Origin of the sequence: Thiomonas intermedia, from assembly GCF_002028405.1 — a bacterium.
In the GTDB taxonomy this organism is placed as follows: domain Bacteria; phylum Pseudomonadota; class Gammaproteobacteria; order Burkholderiales; family Burkholderiaceae_C; genus Thiomonas; species Thiomonas intermedia.
Map to the genome: position 1 here is coordinate 575,779 of NZ_CP020046.1, position 18,083 is coordinate 593,861.

An 18,083-nucleotide genomic window follows, 5' to 3' on the forward strand; every position below is an offset into this window, starting at 1 on the left:
TGGTTCAGGCGTTCGGCTTTTAACTGGTGCGCCCGGCAGGATTCGAACCCACGACCCCTTGGTTCGTAGCCAAGTACTCTAATCCAACTGAGCTACGGGCGCTAAAGAACCGAAATTATAGACACACTTTTGCAGACCCGTAAAGCCCCCTCGTGTTTCCGTTCGGTCGGGCGCCGTGGCGCAGGCACAATGCCCGTCCATGTCGATGTTGCGCATTTTCTCCATCAGCCTGTTGCTTCTGGCCGCAAGCCGCCTGCTGGGGCTGGTGCGGGACGTGGTGGTGGCCACGCAGTTCGGTCTGAGCGGCCACGCCGATGCGGCGCTGGTCGTGCTGTCCTTTCCCGACCTCGCGGTGAGTCTGTTGTGGGGAGCGGCCATTCCTGCGGTGATGGTGCCGCGCATGGCCGGGCGCGACGCGGCCCATATCGCAGCCGAGGGCGCGCGCTGGTCGCGGCTGGCCGCCCTGCTCTTCATCCTGGCGGGCATCGGCGTGTGGTGGGGCCAGAACCTGATCGTGCATCTCCTCGCCCCCGGACTGCATGCGCCCGAGGCGGCGCTGGCCGCGCAGACGCTGGGGTGGTCCGCCCTGGTCGCCCTGCCTGCCGGGGCGGTGGCCATGGTGGGCAACGCCATGCTGCAGGCTCAGGGCCGGTTGCAGTGGCAGTACACGGGGCAGGTGGTGTTCAACCTCGGACTGATCGGCGGGTTGATCGTTGCGGCGCGCACCGGCCAGTTCGCCTGGGTGGCGGTCGGCGTGGCGATGGCGGCCATGGCGCGGCTTGTGCTGATGCGCAGGGCCAGCCGCGCAGCAGCGCCCGCTGCGGCATTGGGCCGGGCCTGGCCGGACGCCGCCAGCCTGCGCGCGCTGGTGCTGGCGCTTGCGGCCTCCGGGCTGACGGTGGTCTACACCCTTGCGGCGCGCGCCCTGATGTCGGATGCGGGGCCTGGGCAACTCGGCGTGTTCCAGTACGCACAGCGCGTAGGCGAGCTGCCGCTGCATACCGTTTTCGCCGTCGCCTCGGCGCTGGCGCTCGCCCGCCTCAGCGCTGCGGAAAGCCAGGGCGACTCTGCCCGTGCGCAGTGGGAGACGCGCCAGTGGCTGCGGGCGATGCTGTGGCTCTCGGCCCTCATCGCGCTGGCCGGCATGGTGGCTGCGCCGGGCATCGTCCGGCTGCTGTTCGGCTGGGGCCGCATGACCGCCGAGGCCCAGCAACAGGTGACCGAGGCGATGCGCTGGATCTTGCTGCTGTTGCCGCTGCAGGCCGCGCAACTGGTGCTGGCCACGCGGCTCAACAGCCACCGTCGCATCGCCGATCAGGTGCTGGGTTATGGCGCGGGACTCGTCGCGCTGGCAGCCGCCGGTGCGCTGCTTCCGGCCCAGTCCTGGCGCGGCCTGGCCGCCTATGGCGCCGCCTGGGCGGTGGCGGTGACCGTGCTGTGGTGGCGGCTGGCGCGTCACCAGGGCGATGCGCAGTGGCGCAACGTCGCCGTGCTGCTGGGCGTGCTGCTGATCCTTGCGGCCGCAGGGGGAACGCTGCACGCCGTGGCGCTGCCCTGGGCGCTGGCACTGGTCGCGGCGGCCGTGCTGTTTGCCGCTGGCCTGGGGGCGTTGCTGCGCTTCGATCCGCTAGGGCGGCTGGTGCGCGATCGCTACACTTCCCGTCGGCTACGCCGCGCTTCCTGACCTGCGTTTCCTGAGCTTTTCACACGATGGACTTCATTCAAATCACCAACGATCCTGACTTTGCCGCTTTTGCCGTGAGCTGCGGCGTGGCGCGGATCATGGTCGACCTGGAGCAGCACGGCAAGCAGGAGCGCCAGGGCGGTTTGGGCACGTTCATCTCCAATCATGTGCCGCAGGACGTGGCCGTCGTTCGCCAGGCCGTGCCGCAGGCCGCGCTGATCGTGCGCATCAATCCCCTGCATGACGCCAGCGCCCTGGAGATCGACCAGGCCCTAGCCGACGGCGCCAGCGACCTCATGCTGCCGATGTTCCGCAGTGCCGACACGGTGGCGCGGTTCGTCGCCCTGGTGGCTGGCCGCGCCCGGACCATCGCTCTGCTGGAAACGCGCGATGCGCTGCAGAGTCTGCCGCATTGGGCAGGGCTGAGCGGGCTGGACGAAATCTACGTGGGCCTCAACGACCTGCACCGCGAGCTGGGCCTGCGCTTCATGTTCCAGCCGCTGGCCGACGGCGTGGTCGATCGCGTCGCGGCGATCGCGAAGCAGCAGGGCAAGCGCTTCGGCTTCGGCGGCATCGCCCGGCTGGACGAAGGGCTGCTGCCCGGGCGCGTGGTGCTGGGCGAGCATCTGCGCCTGGGTTCCGGCAGCGTGATTCTGTCGCGCACCTTCAACCGCGAGCGCATCGAAGCCCCCGATTCCGACTGGCAGGCCATTTACGCCGAGGAGATCGAGCGCCTGCGCCATGCCGCGCAGGTGCTGGCGCAGCGCGAGCCCGCCGAGATCGAGAGCGACCGCTTGCTGGCCATCGATCTGATCACCCGCGTCGGCCAGAGTCTCGGGCCGGTTACCGCCGCCCGCTGAAACTCCGTGGCCAAACGTCTGTTCGACATCGTGCTGGCGCTGCTGGCGCTGTCGCTGTTCTCGCCCGTGATGCTCGCCGCGGCGCTGGCCGTGTGGCTGGACTCCGGCCGCCCCGTGCTGTTCGCGCAGGTGCGCGTGGGTCGTGGCACGCAGCCCTTCCGGCTGTTCAAATTTCGCAGCATGGTGGTGGACGCCGCGCAGCGCGGCTCGCACAGCACCGCGCAGAACGATCCGCGCATCACCCGCGTCGGCCGCTTCCTGCGGCGCAGCAGCGTGGACGAACTGCCGCAGCTCCTCAATGTGCTGCGCGGCGACATGAGTCTGGTCGGCCCCCGCCCCGACGTGCCGGCGCAGCGCAGCAACTACACCGACGAACAATGGGCGCTGCGCCACCGCGTGCGGCCGGGCATCACCGGGCTGGCCCAGGCCCTCTACCGCTCGCGCGCCACGCCGCAGCAGCGGCTGCAGGCCGATCTCGATTACGCGCAACACCACGGACTGATGATCGATCTGCGCATCATCGCTCTGACCGTGGTGCAAGTCTTCCGCCGCAGTTCAAACTGACTTCGGGCGTCAAAGCGACAATCTCACCATGTGTGGAATTTACGGATTTTTCGACCGCGCCGGTCGCAACCTGAGCGTGCACGCCCTCGCCGCGATGGACACCAGCCTGATTCACCGCGGCCCCGACGACAGCGGCGTATTCACCGCGCCCGGCGTGGCCATCGGCAACCGAAGGCTCTCCATCATCGACATCGCCGGCGGACACCAGCCCTTCGTCAGCGACGACGGACGCATCGCGCTGGTGCAGAACGGCGAGATCTTCAACCATGTGGAGCTGCGCGCCGAGGCGCAGCGCCAGGGCGTGCGCTTCAACTCCGATCACAGCGATACCGAGGTCTTGCTGCGACTGTATGAGCGCGAAGGGCTGGGCTTCCTGCCCCGGCTCAACGGCATGTTCGCCATCGCCATCTGGGATGGGCGCGATCCCGAAAATCCCCGGCTGCATCTCGTGCGCGACCGCATCGGCGTCAAGCCGCTGTTCGTGCACGACGACGGCAGGCAGGTGCTGTTCGGCTCCGAGATCAAGGCCGTGCTCGCCGCGCTGCCGGGGCGGCCCACGCTCGATCTGCCCGCGCTGCAGCACTACCTCGCCTACAACTACGTTCCGCCGCCGTTCACGCTGTTCGAGGGCATCCGCCACGTCATGCCGGGCACGGTGCTCACCGTCGAGGGCAGCGGCAGCCACACCCGGCGCTGGTGGAGCCTGGCCGAGCAAACGCCCGCACCGCAGACCTTCACCGCCTGGCAGGACGCCTTCCTCGACCTGCTCGACGGCGCGGTGAACCTGCGGCTGCGCGCCGACGTGCCCTTCGGCGCCTTTCTCTCGGGCGGGGTCGATTCCAGCACCGTGGTGGCGCTCATGGCGCGGCATGTGCGCGAGCCTGCCCGCACCTTCTGCATCGGCTTTCCCGATCCGCGCTTCGACGAATCGCCCTACGCCCGCGAAGCCGCCCAGCGCTTCGGCGCCACGCACCGCGAGCGGGTGGTGCAGCCCGACATGCTCGACGACTGGGGCAGCGTGCTGTGGCACTGCGACCAGCCGCACGGCGACGCCTCGTTCATGCCCACGCGCGAGGTTTCGCGGCTCGCGGTGGGAGAGCCCGGCGGCGATGGCGTCAAAGTCGTGCTCACCGGCGACGGCGGCGACGAGCTGTTCGCCGGCTACGACAAATATGCCAGCTTCATGGCCGACCCCGCGCTGCGCGACCTGCCCGCGGCCGACTTCGCGCGGCACTACGTGGAGCACACCGGCCTCTTCGGCGAGCAGGCCCGGGCCGCGCTGTTCCAGCCCTGGCTGCGCCAGAAGCTGGCCGACGTAAACAGCGTGCGCGACGTGGCCGCGCCCTGGTTCGAGCAGGCGGCGCACTTCGACCGCGTCAACCAGATGCTCTACCTCGACATGATGTTGCTGCTGCCCGGCAACAACCTCGTCAAGCCCGACCGCATGGGCATGGCGGTGTCACTGGAGGCACGCACGCCCTTTCTCGACTGGCGCATGATGGAGTTCGCCTTCCGCGCGCCCGGCGACACCAAGCTGAAGGACGGCGACAAGAAACACTGGTTCAAGCGCGCGGCCGAGCCGCTCATCGGCGCCGACCTCGCGCACCGCAAGAAGCAGATGTTCACCGTCCCCATCGGCGAGTGGTTTCGCGGCCCGCGCAAGGCCTGGCTGGCCGGGCTGCTGTTCGCACCCGGCGCGCTCGGCGCCCAACTCTTCGAGGCCGACACGGTGCGCAAGCTGTTCGACGATCATGTCTCGGGCGCGGCGAATCACACCCGCGAACTGCGCGCGCTGGCCGCGCTGGAGCTATGGGCGCAGCAGTTCGAACCGTTGCTCCCGACATGACCTCCGCATTCCGACGGCGCGAGCAAGACAACGCAGGGCCGCCCCAAGTTGTCTTGCCCCCCTCGGGGGGCGGTTTGGGCAACGCCCAAACCACGGGGCCCTTCAAGATCCTCGCCGTGGCCTATGGCGGCGGCCACATCGCCATGATGCTGCCGGTGCTGCGGGCGCTGCGCGATCGGCGTCCCGATCTCGACATCACCCTGCTGGCCCTCACCACCGCGACCCGCGCGGCGCGCGTAGCCGGCGAAACCCCGCTGGGCTATGCCGACCTGCTGCACCTGCTCTCGCCCGAGGAACAGGCCCGGGCGCTGGCGCTGGGCCGCAAGCTGCAGCCAGGCAACACCCACCCCGACATTCCCGAGGCCGAGACCGTGGCCTATCTCGGCATCAACGCCTGGGACTTGCAGCAGCAACTCGGCCCCGAGGCCGCGCAGGCCCTGCTCGACGCACGGGGCCGCCAGGGCTTTCATCCGCTGCACTTCTTCCGCCGCATCGTCGCTCACCTTCGGCCCGATCTGGTGCTGGCCACCAACTCGCCGCGCAGCGAGTACGCCGCGGTCGACGCCGCCACCGAAGCGGGCATCCCGACCCTGGCGCTGCTCGATCTGTTCGCCATGCCGGGCGATGCTTTCGCTGCCCGCGCCCGCCATCCCAGCCGGGTCTGCGTGTTGTCCGAAGCCGCGCGCGACAACCTCATCCGGGCCGGATGGCCGCCCGGGCGCATCGCCATCACCGGCAACCCGGCCTTCGATGCGCTGGGCGCGGCGCAGACGCGCGCGGCTGGTCTTGCGTTGCGTGCTTCTTTGAACGCGCCGCCACCTGGGCGCCTCATCCTCCTGGCGCTGCAGCCCGAGCCCGTCACGCACCCGGCCTCGCCCGGTCGCCAGGGCGACCCGCATCTGCCCGAGCGTGCGCTGCAGGCCTGCCTCGACAGCGTGCGCGAGCATCCCGACTGGACGCTCATCGTGCGGCCGCATCCTTCGCAGGCCGAGCCCAGACTGCCCGAAGACCTGCAGCTTCGACTCTCGGCTGCGTCCGAGCCGCTGCACCCGCTGCTGCACGCGGTGGACGCCGTCATCACCGGCACCTCCACCGTCGCCCTCGAAGCCCATCTGGCGGGCCGGCGCGTGCTGCAACTGCTCGACTCCATCGCCGCGCCCGCCATGCCTTATCTCACGCTGGGCGTGGCCGATGCCGCGTGTTATCTAAGCGATCTGCCACAGACGCTGGCCGCCCTGCTCGCGCAACCCGAGCCCGATCACGTCGCGGCCAGTGCCGACACCACCGCCGGGCCGCCCGACACTGCCGCAGACCGGGTGAGCGAGCAGGCCCTGGCCTTGCTCGCAGCCCACTCGCGCCCGATCCCCCTTCCCCTGCGCTGAACCCATGACCACCATCGCCACGATCTGCGCCCGAGGCGGCAGCAAAGGCCTGCCGGGCAAGAACATCCGGCCCTTCGCCGGCCTGCCGCTCATCGTGCACAGCATCCGCTTCGCGCTGCAGCACCCTGCCATCAGCGCCGTCTATGTCTCCACCGACGACGCGGAGATCGCCCGCATCGCCCGCGAGGCGGGCGCCGTCGTGCCCTATCTGCGGCCGACCGAGCTGGCGCGCGACGACACGCCCAAGCTCCCGGTCATCGAACACCTCGTGGCCTATCTCGAAGCGCAGCGAAGCATCGTCACCCGCATCGTCGATCTGCAACCCACCTCGCCGCTGCGCGCACCCGAAGACCTCGACGGCTGCCTCGCCCGCGCCGACGCCGCCGACGCGCCGGGGCTGGTGCTCAGCGTGTTCGACAGCGGCTTCAACCCCTATTTCAACCTTGTCGAAGCGCAGCCCGACGGCAGCGTCAGCATCAGCAAGGGCGGCGGCCTGACCGCCCGCCAGAGCGCACCCCAAGTCTGGGCGCTCAATGGCTCGATCTACGTCTGGCGTCGCGAAGCCCTGGCCCACGCCGCGCAGCACGGTCTGTGGAGCGTGCCCGTGGCGGCTTACGCCATGCCCCCGCAACGCTCGGTGGACATCGACACCGCCGACGACTTCGCCCTCGCCGAATGGCGCCACAATCGGCAGCCCACCTGAACGCAGACCTCATCATGCCCAGCAACCGCGTCTTTCTCATTGCCGAAGCCGGCGTCAACCACAACGGCCAGCTCGACCTGGCTCTGCAACTGGTCGACGCCGCCCGCGCCGCCGGGGCCGACGCGGTCAAGTTCCAGACCTTCCGCGCCGAAGACCTCGCCCTGCCCGGCACCGCCACCGCCGCCTACCAGCAGGGCGCCACCGGCGAGACCGACCAGTTCGCCATGCTGCGCAAGCTCGAACTCAGCGCCGAGCAGCACCAGATCGTGGCCGCCCATTGCGCGCGGGCCGGCATCGAATTCATGTCCACCCCGTTCTCGGAAGACGCGGTGGACCTGCTGGTGAGCCTGGGCGTGCGGCGGCTCAAGCTCTCGTCCGGCGAAATCGTCAACCGCCCCTTGCTGACCAAGGCCGCCGCCACCGGATTGCCGCTCATTCTTTCCACTGGCATGGCCACCCTGGCCGAAGTCAAGCAGGCCGTCGGCTGGGTGCAGTCGGCGTGGGCCCAGCGAGAAGGTCAAGTGCCTGCCCTCACCCTGCTGCAGTGCACCTCCGCCTACCCCGCGCCCGACGATGCGCTCAACCTGCGCGCCATCGCCACCCTGCGCACCGAGACCGGCCTGCCCACCGGCTATTCCGACCACAGCCTGGGCAACGCCGCCGCGCTCGCTGCCGTGGCCCTGGGGGCCTGCGTGATCGAGAAGCACATCACCCTCGACCGCAACCTGCCCGGCCCCGACCACCGCGCCTCCAGCGAACCCGCCGAATTCGCCGCCCTGGCGCGCGACATCCGCCGCATCGAAGCCATGCTGGGCGACGGCATCAAGGCCCCGCGGCCCGACGAGATCGACGTGCGCGCCGTGGCCCGCCGCAGCGTGGTGCTGGCCACCGCCCTGCCCGCTGGCACCGTGCTGCGGCGCGAACACCTGCAACTGCGCCGCCCCGCCAGCGGCATTCCCGCCGCCGACTTCGACACCGTCATCGGCCAACGCCTGCTCATAGACACCCCAGCGGGCACCGTGTTGCAGTGGGAAAACCTCCAGGGTGGAGGCAGCGCCTGAAACGGTTGCAGACTTCAGGAATCCAGCTCATCCAGCAACGTCTGCACGGTCGCGAGCAAACCCTGCAAAGCGTTCTGCACGATGTTCCAAACCGTGAGCGGGTTGATCGTGGCGTAGCCATGGATCAGTTGGTTGCGAAAGGCAACAACCTGCGGCAAGTCCTGAATGCGTGCAGCCTTGGCTGCATCCCATTTGGACAGTTGATTGAGCGCTTCGCCGATCACCTCAAACTTACGCTCGACTGCAGCCTGCACCAACTCGTTGGTCACATAGGCCTTGGCGTCCATGTCTGCGGTAAAAGCCAGGATCGCCTGCGCTGCCTCGCGCGCATCCCAAAGATAAGCTCGCGGATCACGCTGCATACACGGGCTCACGATGGCGGTTGATGCTGGCGAGCACGTACGGGTTACGCACCGCGCCAGGCTCCACCAGATCGACGCCCCTGCCTAGCAACTGCTCCAGTTCGGCCTTTGCGCCGTAGAAACTGTGCAGATCAGGCGCAGCACCCGCAGCAAACTCCACGAGAAAATCCGCATCGCTGCTTGCGGGCACGAAGTCATCCCCTCGCGCGGCCGAGCCGAACACCTCCAGGCGGCGTATGCCGTAGCGCTGGCAAATCGCCGCAATGGCAGCGCGGTGTTGTGCGATGGCAGGGTGCATGCATTGGAGTTTACAGATGACGCAGGCTCACACATCACTACTGACGCTCCATAGTGCCTCAATGGCCAGAAGCCGGTTGTAACGATCAAGGCCGCGCCCCAAGACTTCAAACATCCTTGTCACGATGCATCGCTGGAGACGCGAAATTTTCGGCATTCCGCCGAAATTGCGGCATCATTCACCCCAGGCAACGATACAGACAAGAGACAACATGGCCACCCTGATTCCTGCGCTGGGCTCCTGCGTTTCGCGCATGACGCCCGGCGAGCGCCGCACCGCCGAGCGGCTTGAACAGAAGCTCGACGCCGACTACCTGCTCTGGTACGACGTGGCCGTCGGCCCCCGGCACCAGCACCCGGACTTTGTCGTCATGCACCCGCGCCGGGGCATCCTGATCCTGGAGGTCAAGGACTTCCGGCTCTCCACCCTCATCCAGGCCAACAAGCAGACCTGGGACATCCACGGCGAGCTCGGCCCCAAGACCATTCCTAACCCGCTGGAGCAGGCCCGGCAGTACGCGCACCAGGTGGTCCACGCGCTGGAGCGCGACCCGCAGCTGGTGCAGCCCGAAGGCCGGCACCAGGGCAAGCTGGCTTTTCCGTGGAGCTACGGCGTGGTGCTGCCCAACATCACCCGCGCGCAGTTCGACAAAGCCGAACTCGCCCACGCCATCGAACCGCACCGCGTCATCTGCCAGGACGAGATGATTGAGGCGGTGGAGCCCGAGGCACTGCAAAGCCGGCTGTGGGACATGTTCCCCTTCATGATGGGCGGCGTCATGTCGCTGCCGCAGATGGACCGGGTGCGCTGGATCATGTTCCCCGAAGTGCGCGTGCAGGTGCAGGACCAGCTGTTTGACGACACCGACGAAGCCGCCGAACTGCCCAGCATCATGCGCGTGATGGACCTGCAGCAGGAGCAGCTGGCCCGCAGCCTGGGCGACGGGCACCGCGTCATCCACGGCGTGGCCGGGTCGGGCAAGACCATGCTGCTGGGCTACCGCGCCGAACACCTGGCCAAGGCGCAGACGGCGGCCAGCAAACCCATCCTCATCCTCTGCTTCAACGAACCGCTGGCCCGGCAGCTCGCCCGCGTGATGGCCGCCAAAGGCATTGCCGACCGCGTGCACGCCGTGCACTTCCACAAATGGTGTCGTCAGCAATTGGTGGCCTACGGGCAAGACCTGCCCGACAACAACCAGTCCGTCACCGACAAGATGGCCGACATGGTCCAGCGCGTCATCACCGGCGTGGACCGCCGCCAGATCCCCAGCGGGCAATACCAGGCCGTGCTCATCGACGAAGGCCACGACTTCGCGCCCGAATGGCTGCGCCTGGTGGTGCAGATGGTGAACCCCGCCACCAACAGCCTGCTCGTGCTGTTTGATGACGCACAAAGCATCTACGAACGCACGCTGAAGAGCAAAAACTTCAGCTTCAAGAGCGTAGGCATCCAGGCGCAGGGGCGCACCACCATCCTCAAGATCAACTACCGCAACACGCGGCAGATCCTGCAAACCGCCAGCCTCGTCGCGGCTGAACATGTGTACCCCCACGCTCCGCCGCTGCGCGGGTCGCTGCCCCCCAAGGGGGCTGATCCGGCTTGGGGCGGCCCGGCGCCGGATCGTCTACTGACCGCCGAAGCCCAGGACGACGACGGCGTGCCCCTGCTCAAGCCCGTGAGCTGCGGGCGCGACGGCGAGGCGCCGCTCATCATCCGCCTGCCCACCCTGCGCGAAGAGGTGGCCCAGGTGGCCGAGCTGCTGGCCACCGCCCACCGCGAAGGCCACGCTTGGGCCGACATGGCCATCCTCTGCCGCCACCACAGCGAAATGGACCTGTGTGCCGAATTCCTGCGCAAACGCAAGCTGCCGCACCAGGTGCGCAAACACTCAGGCGAGTTCAACCCCGCGCATGACAGCATCAAGGTGATAACGCTGCACGCCAGCAAAGGGCTGGAGTTCCCGGTAGTGGCACTGGTGGGCGCCGGGCGCATGCCCGCCGAGGGCGAAGACGAGCGCGAGGAAGCGCGGCTGTTCTATGTGGGGGCCACGCGGGCGACGCAGCGGTTGGTGATTGGGGCCAGTGGCAACGGGAAGTTCGCTGCGCGCCTGTAGGCAAAAGGCCAGGCCTGAACGGGCCGCACCTCAGCCGGTCTTCAACACCCTGCGCAGGGCACGAACCTTTTGCCAGAGCACAGCCTTCGGCATCGTCATGGCCATGGCCTGCATGCACCGATCCAGCCAGCCCTGGCGCTCCTGCAGGCGGTCAATCGCCTTGGCCAGGTCGCGCGCCACGGCAGGTCCATAGGCTTGTGTGGCCTTGGTCAGTGCCGCTCGCAACAAGGGCAGGCGCAGCTCCATCATCGCCAGATCGATCACATCGCGGCTGAACACGCCATCGTCCGCCTGACGGTCTGAGTTGGCCAGCAGTTTGCACGTCGCCAGGTCGAGCCGCGTCAGCGTGCCGATGCCGCACACCACATCTCCAGGGCCAGGCGCTTCCAGTTCGATCCGGGCCTCTCGGACGATTTCAAACTTGATCGCCTGGCCGTCCATCTGCACCACCGTTCGCACGCCATACTGATCGGCACGCACCTCGCGCAGCATGGTCAGTCGCTGCGCTCCGGGCCGCACCACCGCGTTGAGCCCGGTTGGCCCCGTGAGCAACTGGCGCAGTTCCCGGTAGCCCGCAGCGTCAGACACCAGAAAGTCGATGTCCACCGACTCGCGATACTCGCCGTAGCGCAAGGCGATACAGGTACCCCCGCCGAACAGGCAGCTGTGCAGGCGCAACGCATCGCCGTCCAGCGCGGCCAGCACATGCGCAATGCGTTGGTGGTGTGGTCGTTCAAACATCGGGCGACCCCACTGCCGCCGCATCCCCCAATCCCTGGCCCAGGCCATGTCCTATACCGGTACCCAGACCCGTTTGCAAGGCCAGAAGCAGCGCCTGCTCGGCGGGCGACATGGCCGCCGTATCCAGATGGCGCGCGTTGCGCTCGTAAATGCCAAGCGCCTCGACGGGCGTGAGCGCTTCGGTGCCGTGCACCTGCCAGGCCAGTGCCTTGAGCTGCGGGTAGTCCGCCAGGCGCACACGCACGGGTATCCAGCTGGCCAGATTCGGCCCATTGACATCTTCGGGGCGCGTGGCTTGGGCGTCTTCGGCGTTCAGCGCCACCAGCGACAGTCCCAGCGCCGCCATGGCGTTGGCCCAGGCGCCGGCCGCCACTGAAGGCTCTCCCTTTTCGATGCGATGCAGCGTTACCCGCGACATTCCTGCAGCCTCCGCTGCCGCTGTGCTACTCACCCGCAAGGCCTTGCGGCGCGCGCGAAGCTGCGTGCCCAAAGCCTGCAGCAGGGCGGTGCTTTGGGCGGTCGGAAGGGGTGGTTTGGCAGGCATATGTTTCCCATTCTGTTCAATTTGGCGATATTGTCAAGCATGAGAAGCATTTGTTGTCTCGCCTACATGAGCCCTCAAGCACGAGCGCTGCCAGCGCGAAGGCCACGCCTGGGCCGACATGGCCACCGTCTGCCGCCACCACAGCGAGGGACATGTGCGCCGCGAATTGGGCTTGAAGCTGTGCAAACGCAAGCTGTCGCACCAGCTGCGCCGGAACTCGCCCAGCGTGTTCGACCCCGCGCACGACAGCATCAAGGTGATGACGCTGCACGTCAGCAAAGGGCTGGAGTTCCCGGTGGTGGCGCTGGTCGGCGCCGGGCGCATGCCCGCCGAGGGCGAAGACGAGCGCGAGGAAGCGCGGCAGTTTTACGTGGGGGCCACGCGTGCGACGCAGCGGCTGGTGATTGGTGTGAGCGGCGGCGGGAAGTTCGCTGCGCGCCTGTAGGCCACAGGCGAGAGCTGCCCCTGATGCCCAGCCAGTTTCGGGGTCACACTGCGCTGAGCGCGTCGGCCACCTTCTGCGTGGCCGTTATCAGATCCTTCACAAGCCGCTCGTCCACCTCCAGCAAGCCCTCGTACTCACCCAGGTTGCGCTTGTTGTGGCACAGGTCCAGCACCCGCCACACCTCGGGCCCCAGTCCCAGCGTGTGCGGCAGCACCTGAAAGACGATGTAGCGGTTGGCGGCGCGGTAGCCCTTGGCGCGCAGCGCGGCCAGGCACAGTGCATGCGCCGCGTTGTAGGCCAGGTCGAAGCGGCTTTCCAGCGCCAACGTGGTGTTGCCCGCATCCAGCAGGCGAGCCCGACCGGTGCGCAGTAAACCTGCGATCTCGGCCGCGTCGGGCGGTTCCGGTTTGAGAGAGCCGCCAGGGCGGCTCAGGTTTTCAAGCGGGCGGGGCGGGCTCATGCTGCGGCGATTCCTCCTGGCCGATCAGCCAAATCTTGGGCTGTTGCATCACACGGTTGATGAACGCATTGTCGCCCTGCAGCCGCGCGCGGAAATCAGCGGCGGTGTAGATCGCCGGGTTGATCGGGCGGCCCATCGCCTGGCTCGCATCCTCCAGCGCACCTAACACCTCGCCATAGCCCAGCGTGTCGCTCACCACCAGCAAGTCCACGTCGCTCGCAGCAGTGTCTTCCTGTCTGGCCATGGAGCCGAACACAAAGGCCCGCTCAATCTGCGGCGCCAGCGGCGCCAGCGCAGAGCGCAGCACATCGGCCAGCCCCATCGTCTTGAGCACCAGCCCGCGCAACTCGGTAAAGACGGGCGACGCCGCATTGGCCTGAAAGTGCTTCTGGTTGCCCTGCTTACGCACGGTGAGCAAACCCGCTGCGGCCAGATCGGCCAGCTCACGCTGCACCGCACCCGCGCCCGACTGCGCCAGGCCAATCACCTCGTTCGTGTAGAAGCTGCGGTCCGGCGTGCCGAACAGCACGGCCAGCACGCGCTGGCGCACCTTGGGGAAAAGCGCGTCGGCTGCGGACGATGAGGTTGGCGTCTTTTTTTTACCCATATTGGGTTTCATAATACCCAAAACGGGTTCTATGAGGGGGTTCTGCCACCCGGTCGCGAGCAAGACCCCTCATGCCGTCCACCACGAAGGACGCGGCCACTACAACGTGGGACATGTGCGCCGAATTCCTGCGCAAACACAACCTGCCACACCGGGTGCGCCCGAACTCATCCAGCGTGTTCGGCCGCACGCCAGCATGGCCTGGAATTCCCTGTAGTAGCCCTGGTGGGCGTGGGCCAGATGCACTCAGAGGGCGAAGACAAGCGCGAGGAAGCGCTACTGTTTCATGTGGGGACTACGCGGGCGACGCAGCGGTTGGTGGTTGGAGCGACTGGCAGTGGGAAGTTGCCTCACGCATTCGCACTACAATCTGACTAATCTAGTCAGACCTGGGAGTCTCCATGCACATCTGGCAAATGCAAGAAGCTAAATCGCGCCTTTCCGAGGTGGTCAAAGAGGCCGAGCGCGACGGCCCGCAGGAAATCACGGTACATGGCAGGTCGGTGGCCGTCGTGCTGTCGCGCGCCGAGTATGATCGTTTGGCCGGTACCGGTGAGTCACTGGCTTCCTTTATACGCCGCTCGCCGTTGGCGAATGCAGAGGATCTCGATTTCCCGCGTGACACCAGCCTCACGCGGGAAAACCCCCTGTAACCTGTGAGCTACCTCGTCGATACCAACGTCCTGTCCGAACTGCGACGTCGCGAACCGGCACCAGCGGTTGTGCAGTGGATGGAAGCGCGCCCGACCACAGCCTTGTATCTGTCTGTCCTGACCGTGGGCGAATTGCGCAAAGGCATCGAGGCGATGACCGCTGGCCTGCGCAAACAACAACTGCTCGACTGGCTGGATGTTGAATTGCCTGCGTTCTTCGCAAACCGGCTGCTCCCGGTCGATCTGAAGGTCGCCGAACGCTGGGGAAAATTGCTGTCACAAGGCGGGCGCCCTCTTCCCGCCATCGACAGCCTGCTTGCCGCTACCGCCCTGACCCATGATCTGACCCTCGTGACTCGCAATGTGCGTGACTTTCAGTTTTCAGGGCTAGCGGTCATCGACCCTTGGGCCGCCAAGTGATCTGGCCTGGCGATTATTTCAATTCTGACTCGCGCCAACGTCTTCGCCACGCCCCCAGTCCCTCTCTTGTTCTTGAACAACCATGCCCAGCGATACGTCCTTCTACGTCTACGCTCTCAAAGACCCACGAGTGTCGCCAGCCTTGCCGTTCTACATTGGCAAAGGAACGGGGACGCGCTCCTTTGACCATCTTGTCAAACCTGATTACGGCGGAGGTTCGAAGGATTATTTGTCCTATAGCCTGATCGGCATCCTCATGCGCGAAGGCAAGCTAGATCGTTCTCAAACGGGAATGAAACATATCGCCCGCGTGGACTGACCCGTTGTCAGACGTCACCGGTCAATATCTCCACGCATCGAATGCCCCCCAGTTCGAATCAAATTCATCATCTGGGTAGTACCGCCAACTTGTCATTCATGCCCCGCCGCATTCTCTATCTCTCAGGCACCCGTGCCGACTTCGGGCTGATGCGCCAGACCTTGCACGCGGCCGCTGCGCATCCGGGGCTGGAGGTGGCGGTGGCGGTCACGGGCATGCATCTGCACCCCGACTACGGCCACACGGTGGACGATATCGCGGCCAGTGGGCTGCGCATCGCGGCGCGTATTCCCAGCGACGTGGGCGCGCGCGATGGCGCGGGCATGACGCGGGCGATCAGCCAGACGCTGGCCGGGCTGGTGCCGGTGCTGCAGGCCGAGCGGCCTGACGCGCTGCTGCTGCTGGGCGACCGCGGCGAGATGCTGGCCGGTGCCATTGCGGCGCTGCACCTGGGCGTGCCAAGCATCCACCTGCACGGCGGCGAGCGCTCGGGCACGGTGGACGAGCCGGTGCGCCACGCCATCAGCAAGCTGGCCGCGCTGCATTTCTGCGCCACGACGCAATCGCGCGAGCGGCTCATCGCGATGGGCGAAGACCCGCATCGGGTGCATGTGGTGGGCGCGCCGGGGCTGGATGATCTGTCGGCTGTGCGGCAGTTTCCGCGAGAGGCGGCGCTGCGGGCTTTGCAGGCGGCGCTGGCGCGGCAGGCTCCCCTCCCCACCCCTCCCCACGTGTGGGGAGGGGGCAACGATGTTGCTCCTCCACCACCCGTGGGGGAGGCCGGGAGGGGGAGTCTTGCGGAGCGCCCCTACGCCCTCGTGCTGTTTCACCCCGTGGTGCAGGAGGCCGACGACGCCGCCGCGCAGACCCAGGCGCTGCTCGACGGGCTGCGGGCCGCGGGAGCGGGCTCGGCCTTCAGCGTGGTGTGGCTGGCGCCTAATGCCGACGCGGGTTCGGGCCACATCGAGGCCTTGCTGCGGGCGCAGCGGTGGCCGGGGTTTCACCGCATCACCCATCTGCCGCGGGCCGACTATCTTGCCGCGCTGCGCCACGCCGCGGTACTGGCGGGCAATTCGTCGTCGGGCATCATCGAGGCGGCCAGTCTGGGCACGCGGGTGGTCAACGTGGGCAGCCGCCAGAACCTGCGCGAGCGCAACGCCAACACGGTGGACGTGCCGCCGCAGGCCGAGGCCATCGAGGCGGCCGTGCGGCAGGCGCTGGCGCTGGGGCCCTGGCCACATCCGGAGCAAAACGTCTATGGCGACGGCCAGAGCGCCGCGCGCATCGCGCATCTGCTGGCCACGCTGCCCTTGTCCGTTCCGCACGGCCGCTCCGAAGAAATGGACACCCTCTCGGGGGGGGACGCGCAAAGCGCGTCAGGGGGCCGTCCACCTTCTACCGACCTGCTGCACAAGATCAATCGCTACTGAACCCTTCGGACCAAGCCCTCATGTCTGCATCCTCCGAAAAACCTGTCTTGATCGTGTTTGGCGCTGGCGGCCACGGCCGCGTGGCGGCCGACGCGGCGTTGTTGAGCGGCGCGTTTGCGCGCGTGGTCGCCTCAGACCGCAGCGCGGCCACCTGGGGCAGCGAACTGCTGCCCGGGGTGCCGGTGCTCTCCATCGACGACGTCGGCGCCCTGCCCGGCCCGCGCGCGGTGCATGTGGCCATCGGCCACAACGCCATACGGCGCGACGAGGCGGCGCAGTTGGCGTCCCTCGGGCCGCTGGCCACCATCGTGCACCCCAGCGCCAGCGTGGCGGCCTCGGCGCGCGTCGCGCCGGGCTGCCTGATCACGGCGCAGTGCGTCGTCGGGCCCATGGCCGAGCTGGGGCTCGGGGCCATCGTCAACCACGGCGCGGTGGTCGATCACGACTGCCGCATCGGCGCCTGGGCGCATGTGGCCCCCGGCGTAAAGCTGGGCGGCGCGGTGCAGGTGGGCGAAGCCGCCCTGGTGGGCGCGGGCAGCACGGTGCTGCGCAATCTGCGCGTGGGCGCGGGCGCCACGCTGGGCGCGGGCGCGGTGCTGCTGCAAGACCTGCCCGATGGCGAGGCCTGGGCCGGCGTGCCGGCACGGCCTCTGGCGCAGGCGAGCGCCTGAACCAGGAGATTCGTCCACTGGGACGCGATGTACACTTCGCTGTACATTCAACCCAGATTGTCCCATTGGCGGCCCTCCGGGCCTACGCGGGGGCTGGCGGGTGTTTTGAGGCGTCTTGGCCCCCGTGCTTCGCGCCCATAGCTTGGGCTATGGGCTTGCCGCCCGCAGTCCAATCCGTCCCCAAACCACCGCGCCATCATCCCGCGTCCTCATGAACAATCTGAGTTTCACCCGGAGCCCTGCCATGCGCGACACCACTTTCACCGAACTGCGCAACCACGCCCGCGCGTTTTTCGACCTGGTCGAAGCCGGCGAAACCGTGCGCGTGCTGCGCAAGGGCAAGCCCATCGCCGAGATTCACCCGGTGGCGCCGCAAGTGCCCTCCTGGAAGCGGCGCGAGGCCCGCCCGCTGCAGATTTCGGGTGAGCAGATCAGCCGCGTCATTCTCGACCAACGCTGATCGCTGCGGCGTCTCCAGCACCATGCGGGTGTACTTCGATTCCTCGGCTCTGGCCAAGCGCTATGTCGACGAAGCCGGCTCGGCCGAGGTGCTGCGCTGGTGCGATGCGGCCAGCGTGCTCGCGCTGTCGGTCATCGCGGTGCCCGAGCTGATCTCCGCCTTCAACCACCTGCTGCGCGAAGGTCGCATCGACGCGCAGCAGTACCGCACCGTCAAGGCCGACCTGCTCGCCGACATCGAGGATGCCCTGGTCTGCGACACCTCGCCCGACGTCGTCGGCCACGCCGTGCGCGGGCTCGAAGCCCACCCGCTGCGCGGCATGGACGCGCTGCACATCGGCGCCGCGCTGGCTTGCGAGGCCGAGGTGTTCATCTCAGCCGATGCGCGCCAGTGTGGCGCGGCGCGCGCCCTAGGCCTGCGCGTGGTTCCTGTTTGATTGCCATCTGATTGCCGTCTG

At 67.6% G+C, this 18,083-nt stretch carries 22 protein-coding genes and 1 tRNA gene; 16 read left to right on the plus strand and 7 right to left on the minus strand.

The features are described from left to right. Window positions 1-24 precede the first annotated feature (24 nt). Window positions 25-102 (minus strand) — tRNA-Arg (locus BVH73_RS02590). A gap of 97 nt (window positions 103-199) precedes the next feature. Between BVH73_RS02590 and BVH73_RS02595 the strand changes: the two genes are divergently transcribed. From BVH73_RS02595 to neuB, 7 genes are read left to right on the plus strand one after another with little or no spacing between them, the layout of a single operon-like run. Continuing rightward, a complete protein-coding gene (locus BVH73_RS02595; protein ID WP_079415826.1) occupies window positions 200-1,684 on the plus strand; it encodes a lipid II flippase MurJ in 1,485 nt (494 codons plus the stop codon). Window positions 1,685-1,710: 26 nt separating this feature from the next. After that, window positions 1,711-2,544 (plus strand): aldolase/citrate lyase family protein, encoded by an 834-nt coding sequence (locus BVH73_RS02600; RefSeq protein WP_079415828.1) that lies wholly within the window; start codon window positions 1,711-1,713, stop codon window positions 2,542-2,544. Between the two features lie 6 nt (window positions 2,545-2,550). Then, window positions 2,551-3,108: a sugar transferase gene (locus tag BVH73_RS02605; RefSeq protein ID WP_079415830.1), complete on the plus strand. Its 558-nt coding sequence runs from the start codon at window positions 2,551-2,553 to the stop codon at window positions 3,106-3,108. Window positions 3,109-3,136: 28 nt separating this feature from the next. Further along, the gene (asnB, locus tag BVH73_RS02610; RefSeq protein ID WP_079415832.1) at window positions 3,137-4,954 is read left to right on the plus strand and encodes an asparagine synthase (glutamine-hydrolyzing); all 1,818 of its coding nucleotides are present in this window, start codon (window positions 3,137-3,139) and stop codon (window positions 4,952-4,954) included. Next, on the plus strand, window positions 4,951-6,336 hold the full coding sequence (locus tag BVH73_RS02615; protein WP_245800392.1) for a glycosyltransferase: 1,386 nt from the start codon (window positions 4,951-4,953) through the stop codon (window positions 6,334-6,336). Before asnB ends, BVH73_RS02615 begins: the two co-directional genes overlap by 4 nt. A 4-nt stretch (window positions 6,337-6,340) precedes the next feature. After that, window positions 6,341-7,039, plus strand: coding sequence for an acylneuraminate cytidylyltransferase family protein (locus BVH73_RS02620; RefSeq protein ID WP_079415834.1), 699 nt, complete (start codon window positions 6,341-6,343; stop codon window positions 7,037-7,039). A 14-nt stretch (window positions 7,040-7,053) separates the two neighbouring features. Then, window positions 7,054-8,100 carry an N-acetylneuraminate synthase gene (neuB, locus tag BVH73_RS02625; RefSeq protein ID WP_079420257.1) on the plus strand — a complete coding sequence of 349 codons (1,047 nt, stop codon included), beginning with the start codon at window positions 7,054-7,056 and terminating at the stop codon, window positions 8,098-8,100. Window positions 8,101-8,114: 14 nt separating this feature from the next. Here neuB and BVH73_RS02630 read toward each other — a convergent pair whose 3' ends face one another. After that, a complete protein-coding gene (locus tag BVH73_RS02630; protein ID WP_079415836.1) occupies window positions 8,115-8,462 on the minus strand; it encodes a HepT-like ribonuclease domain-containing protein in 348 nt (115 codons plus the stop codon). Further along, on the minus strand, window positions 8,452-8,760 hold the full coding sequence (locus tag BVH73_RS02635; RefSeq protein ID WP_079415838.1) for a nucleotidyltransferase family protein: 309 nt from the start codon (window positions 8,758-8,760) through the stop codon (window positions 8,452-8,454). Before BVH73_RS02635 ends, BVH73_RS02630 begins: the two co-directional genes overlap by 11 nt. 211 nt (window positions 8,761-8,971) lie before the next feature. Between BVH73_RS02635 and BVH73_RS02640 the strand changes: the two genes are divergently transcribed. Beyond that, the gene (locus tag BVH73_RS02640; protein ID WP_179947957.1) at window positions 8,972-10,876 is read left to right on the plus strand and encodes a 3'-5' exonuclease; all 1,905 of its coding nucleotides are present in this window, start codon (window positions 8,972-8,974) and stop codon (window positions 10,874-10,876) included. Between the two features lie 30 nt (window positions 10,877-10,906). Here the strand turns inward: BVH73_RS02640 and BVH73_RS02645 are convergent, their stop codons facing one another. Next, window positions 10,907-11,617: a nucleotidyl transferase AbiEii/AbiGii toxin family protein gene (locus BVH73_RS02645; protein ID WP_079415840.1), complete on the minus strand. Its 711-nt coding sequence runs from the start codon at window positions 11,615-11,617 to the stop codon at window positions 10,907-10,909. Beyond that, window positions 11,610-12,161 (minus strand): helix-turn-helix domain-containing protein, encoded by a 552-nt coding sequence (locus tag BVH73_RS02650; RefSeq protein ID WP_079415842.1) that lies wholly within the window; start codon window positions 12,159-12,161, stop codon window positions 11,610-11,612. The genes BVH73_RS02645 and BVH73_RS02650 overlap by 8 nt, the downstream gene beginning before the upstream one ends. Before the next feature lie 118 nt (window positions 12,162-12,279). On the opposite strand from BVH73_RS02650, the gene BVH73_RS02655 reads away from it, so the two are divergent. Next, complete coding sequence (locus tag BVH73_RS02655) at window positions 12,280-12,606, plus strand: 3'-5' exonuclease (protein ID WP_079415844.1); 327 nt, start codon at window positions 12,280-12,282, stop codon at window positions 12,604-12,606. A 43-nt stretch (window positions 12,607-12,649) separates the two neighbouring features. Here the strand turns inward: BVH73_RS02655 and BVH73_RS02660 are convergent, their stop codons facing one another. Beyond that, window positions 12,650-13,066, minus strand: coding sequence for a hypothetical protein (locus tag BVH73_RS02660; protein WP_079415846.1), 417 nt, complete (start codon window positions 13,064-13,066; stop codon window positions 12,650-12,652). Continuing rightward, window positions 13,044-13,673 (minus strand): nucleotidyltransferase domain-containing protein, encoded by a 630-nt coding sequence (locus BVH73_RS02665; protein WP_079415848.1) that lies wholly within the window; start codon window positions 13,671-13,673, stop codon window positions 13,044-13,046. The genes BVH73_RS02660 and BVH73_RS02665 overlap by 23 nt, the downstream gene beginning before the upstream one ends. A 401-nt stretch (window positions 13,674-14,074) precedes the next feature. Here BVH73_RS02665 and BVH73_RS02670 point away from each other — a divergent pair, with 401 nt between their 5' ends. From BVH73_RS02670 to BVH73_RS02700, 7 genes are all read left to right on the plus strand, one after another. Continuing rightward, on the plus strand, window positions 14,075-14,326 hold the full coding sequence (locus tag BVH73_RS02670; RefSeq protein ID WP_079415850.1) for a type II toxin-antitoxin system Phd/YefM family antitoxin: 252 nt from the start codon (window positions 14,075-14,077) through the stop codon (window positions 14,324-14,326). 3 nt (window positions 14,327-14,329) lie between these two features. Further along, window positions 14,330-14,746 (plus strand): type II toxin-antitoxin system VapC family toxin, encoded by a 417-nt coding sequence (locus tag BVH73_RS02675; RefSeq protein WP_079415852.1) that lies wholly within the window; start codon window positions 14,330-14,332, stop codon window positions 14,744-14,746. Window positions 14,747-14,828: 82 nt separating this feature from the next. Further along, complete coding sequence (locus BVH73_RS02680) at window positions 14,829-15,065, plus strand: GIY-YIG nuclease family protein (protein WP_079415854.1); 237 nt, start codon at window positions 14,829-14,831, stop codon at window positions 15,063-15,065. A gap of 98 nt (window positions 15,066-15,163) precedes the next feature. After that, the gene (gene neuC, locus BVH73_RS02685; protein ID WP_245800393.1) at window positions 15,164-16,495 is read left to right on the plus strand and encodes a UDP-N-acetylglucosamine 2-epimerase; all 1,332 of its coding nucleotides are present in this window, start codon (window positions 15,164-15,166) and stop codon (window positions 16,493-16,495) included. Between the two features lie 20 nt (window positions 16,496-16,515). Next, window positions 16,516-17,166: a NeuD/PglB/VioB family sugar acetyltransferase gene (locus tag BVH73_RS02690; protein ID WP_079415856.1), complete on the plus strand. Its 651-nt coding sequence runs from the start codon at window positions 16,516-16,518 to the stop codon at window positions 17,164-17,166. Between the two features lie 244 nt (window positions 17,167-17,410). Continuing rightward, window positions 17,411-17,626, plus strand: coding sequence for a type II toxin-antitoxin system Phd/YefM family antitoxin (locus BVH73_RS02695; protein ID WP_079420261.1), 216 nt, complete (start codon window positions 17,411-17,413; stop codon window positions 17,624-17,626). Next, window positions 17,589-18,062 carry a type II toxin-antitoxin system VapC family toxin gene (locus BVH73_RS02700; RefSeq protein ID WP_218919044.1) on the plus strand — a complete coding sequence of 158 codons (474 nt, stop codon included), beginning with the start codon at window positions 17,589-17,591 and terminating at the stop codon, window positions 18,060-18,062. The genes BVH73_RS02695 and BVH73_RS02700 overlap by 38 nt, the downstream gene beginning before the upstream one ends. Window positions 18,063-18,083: the final 21 nt, after the last annotated feature.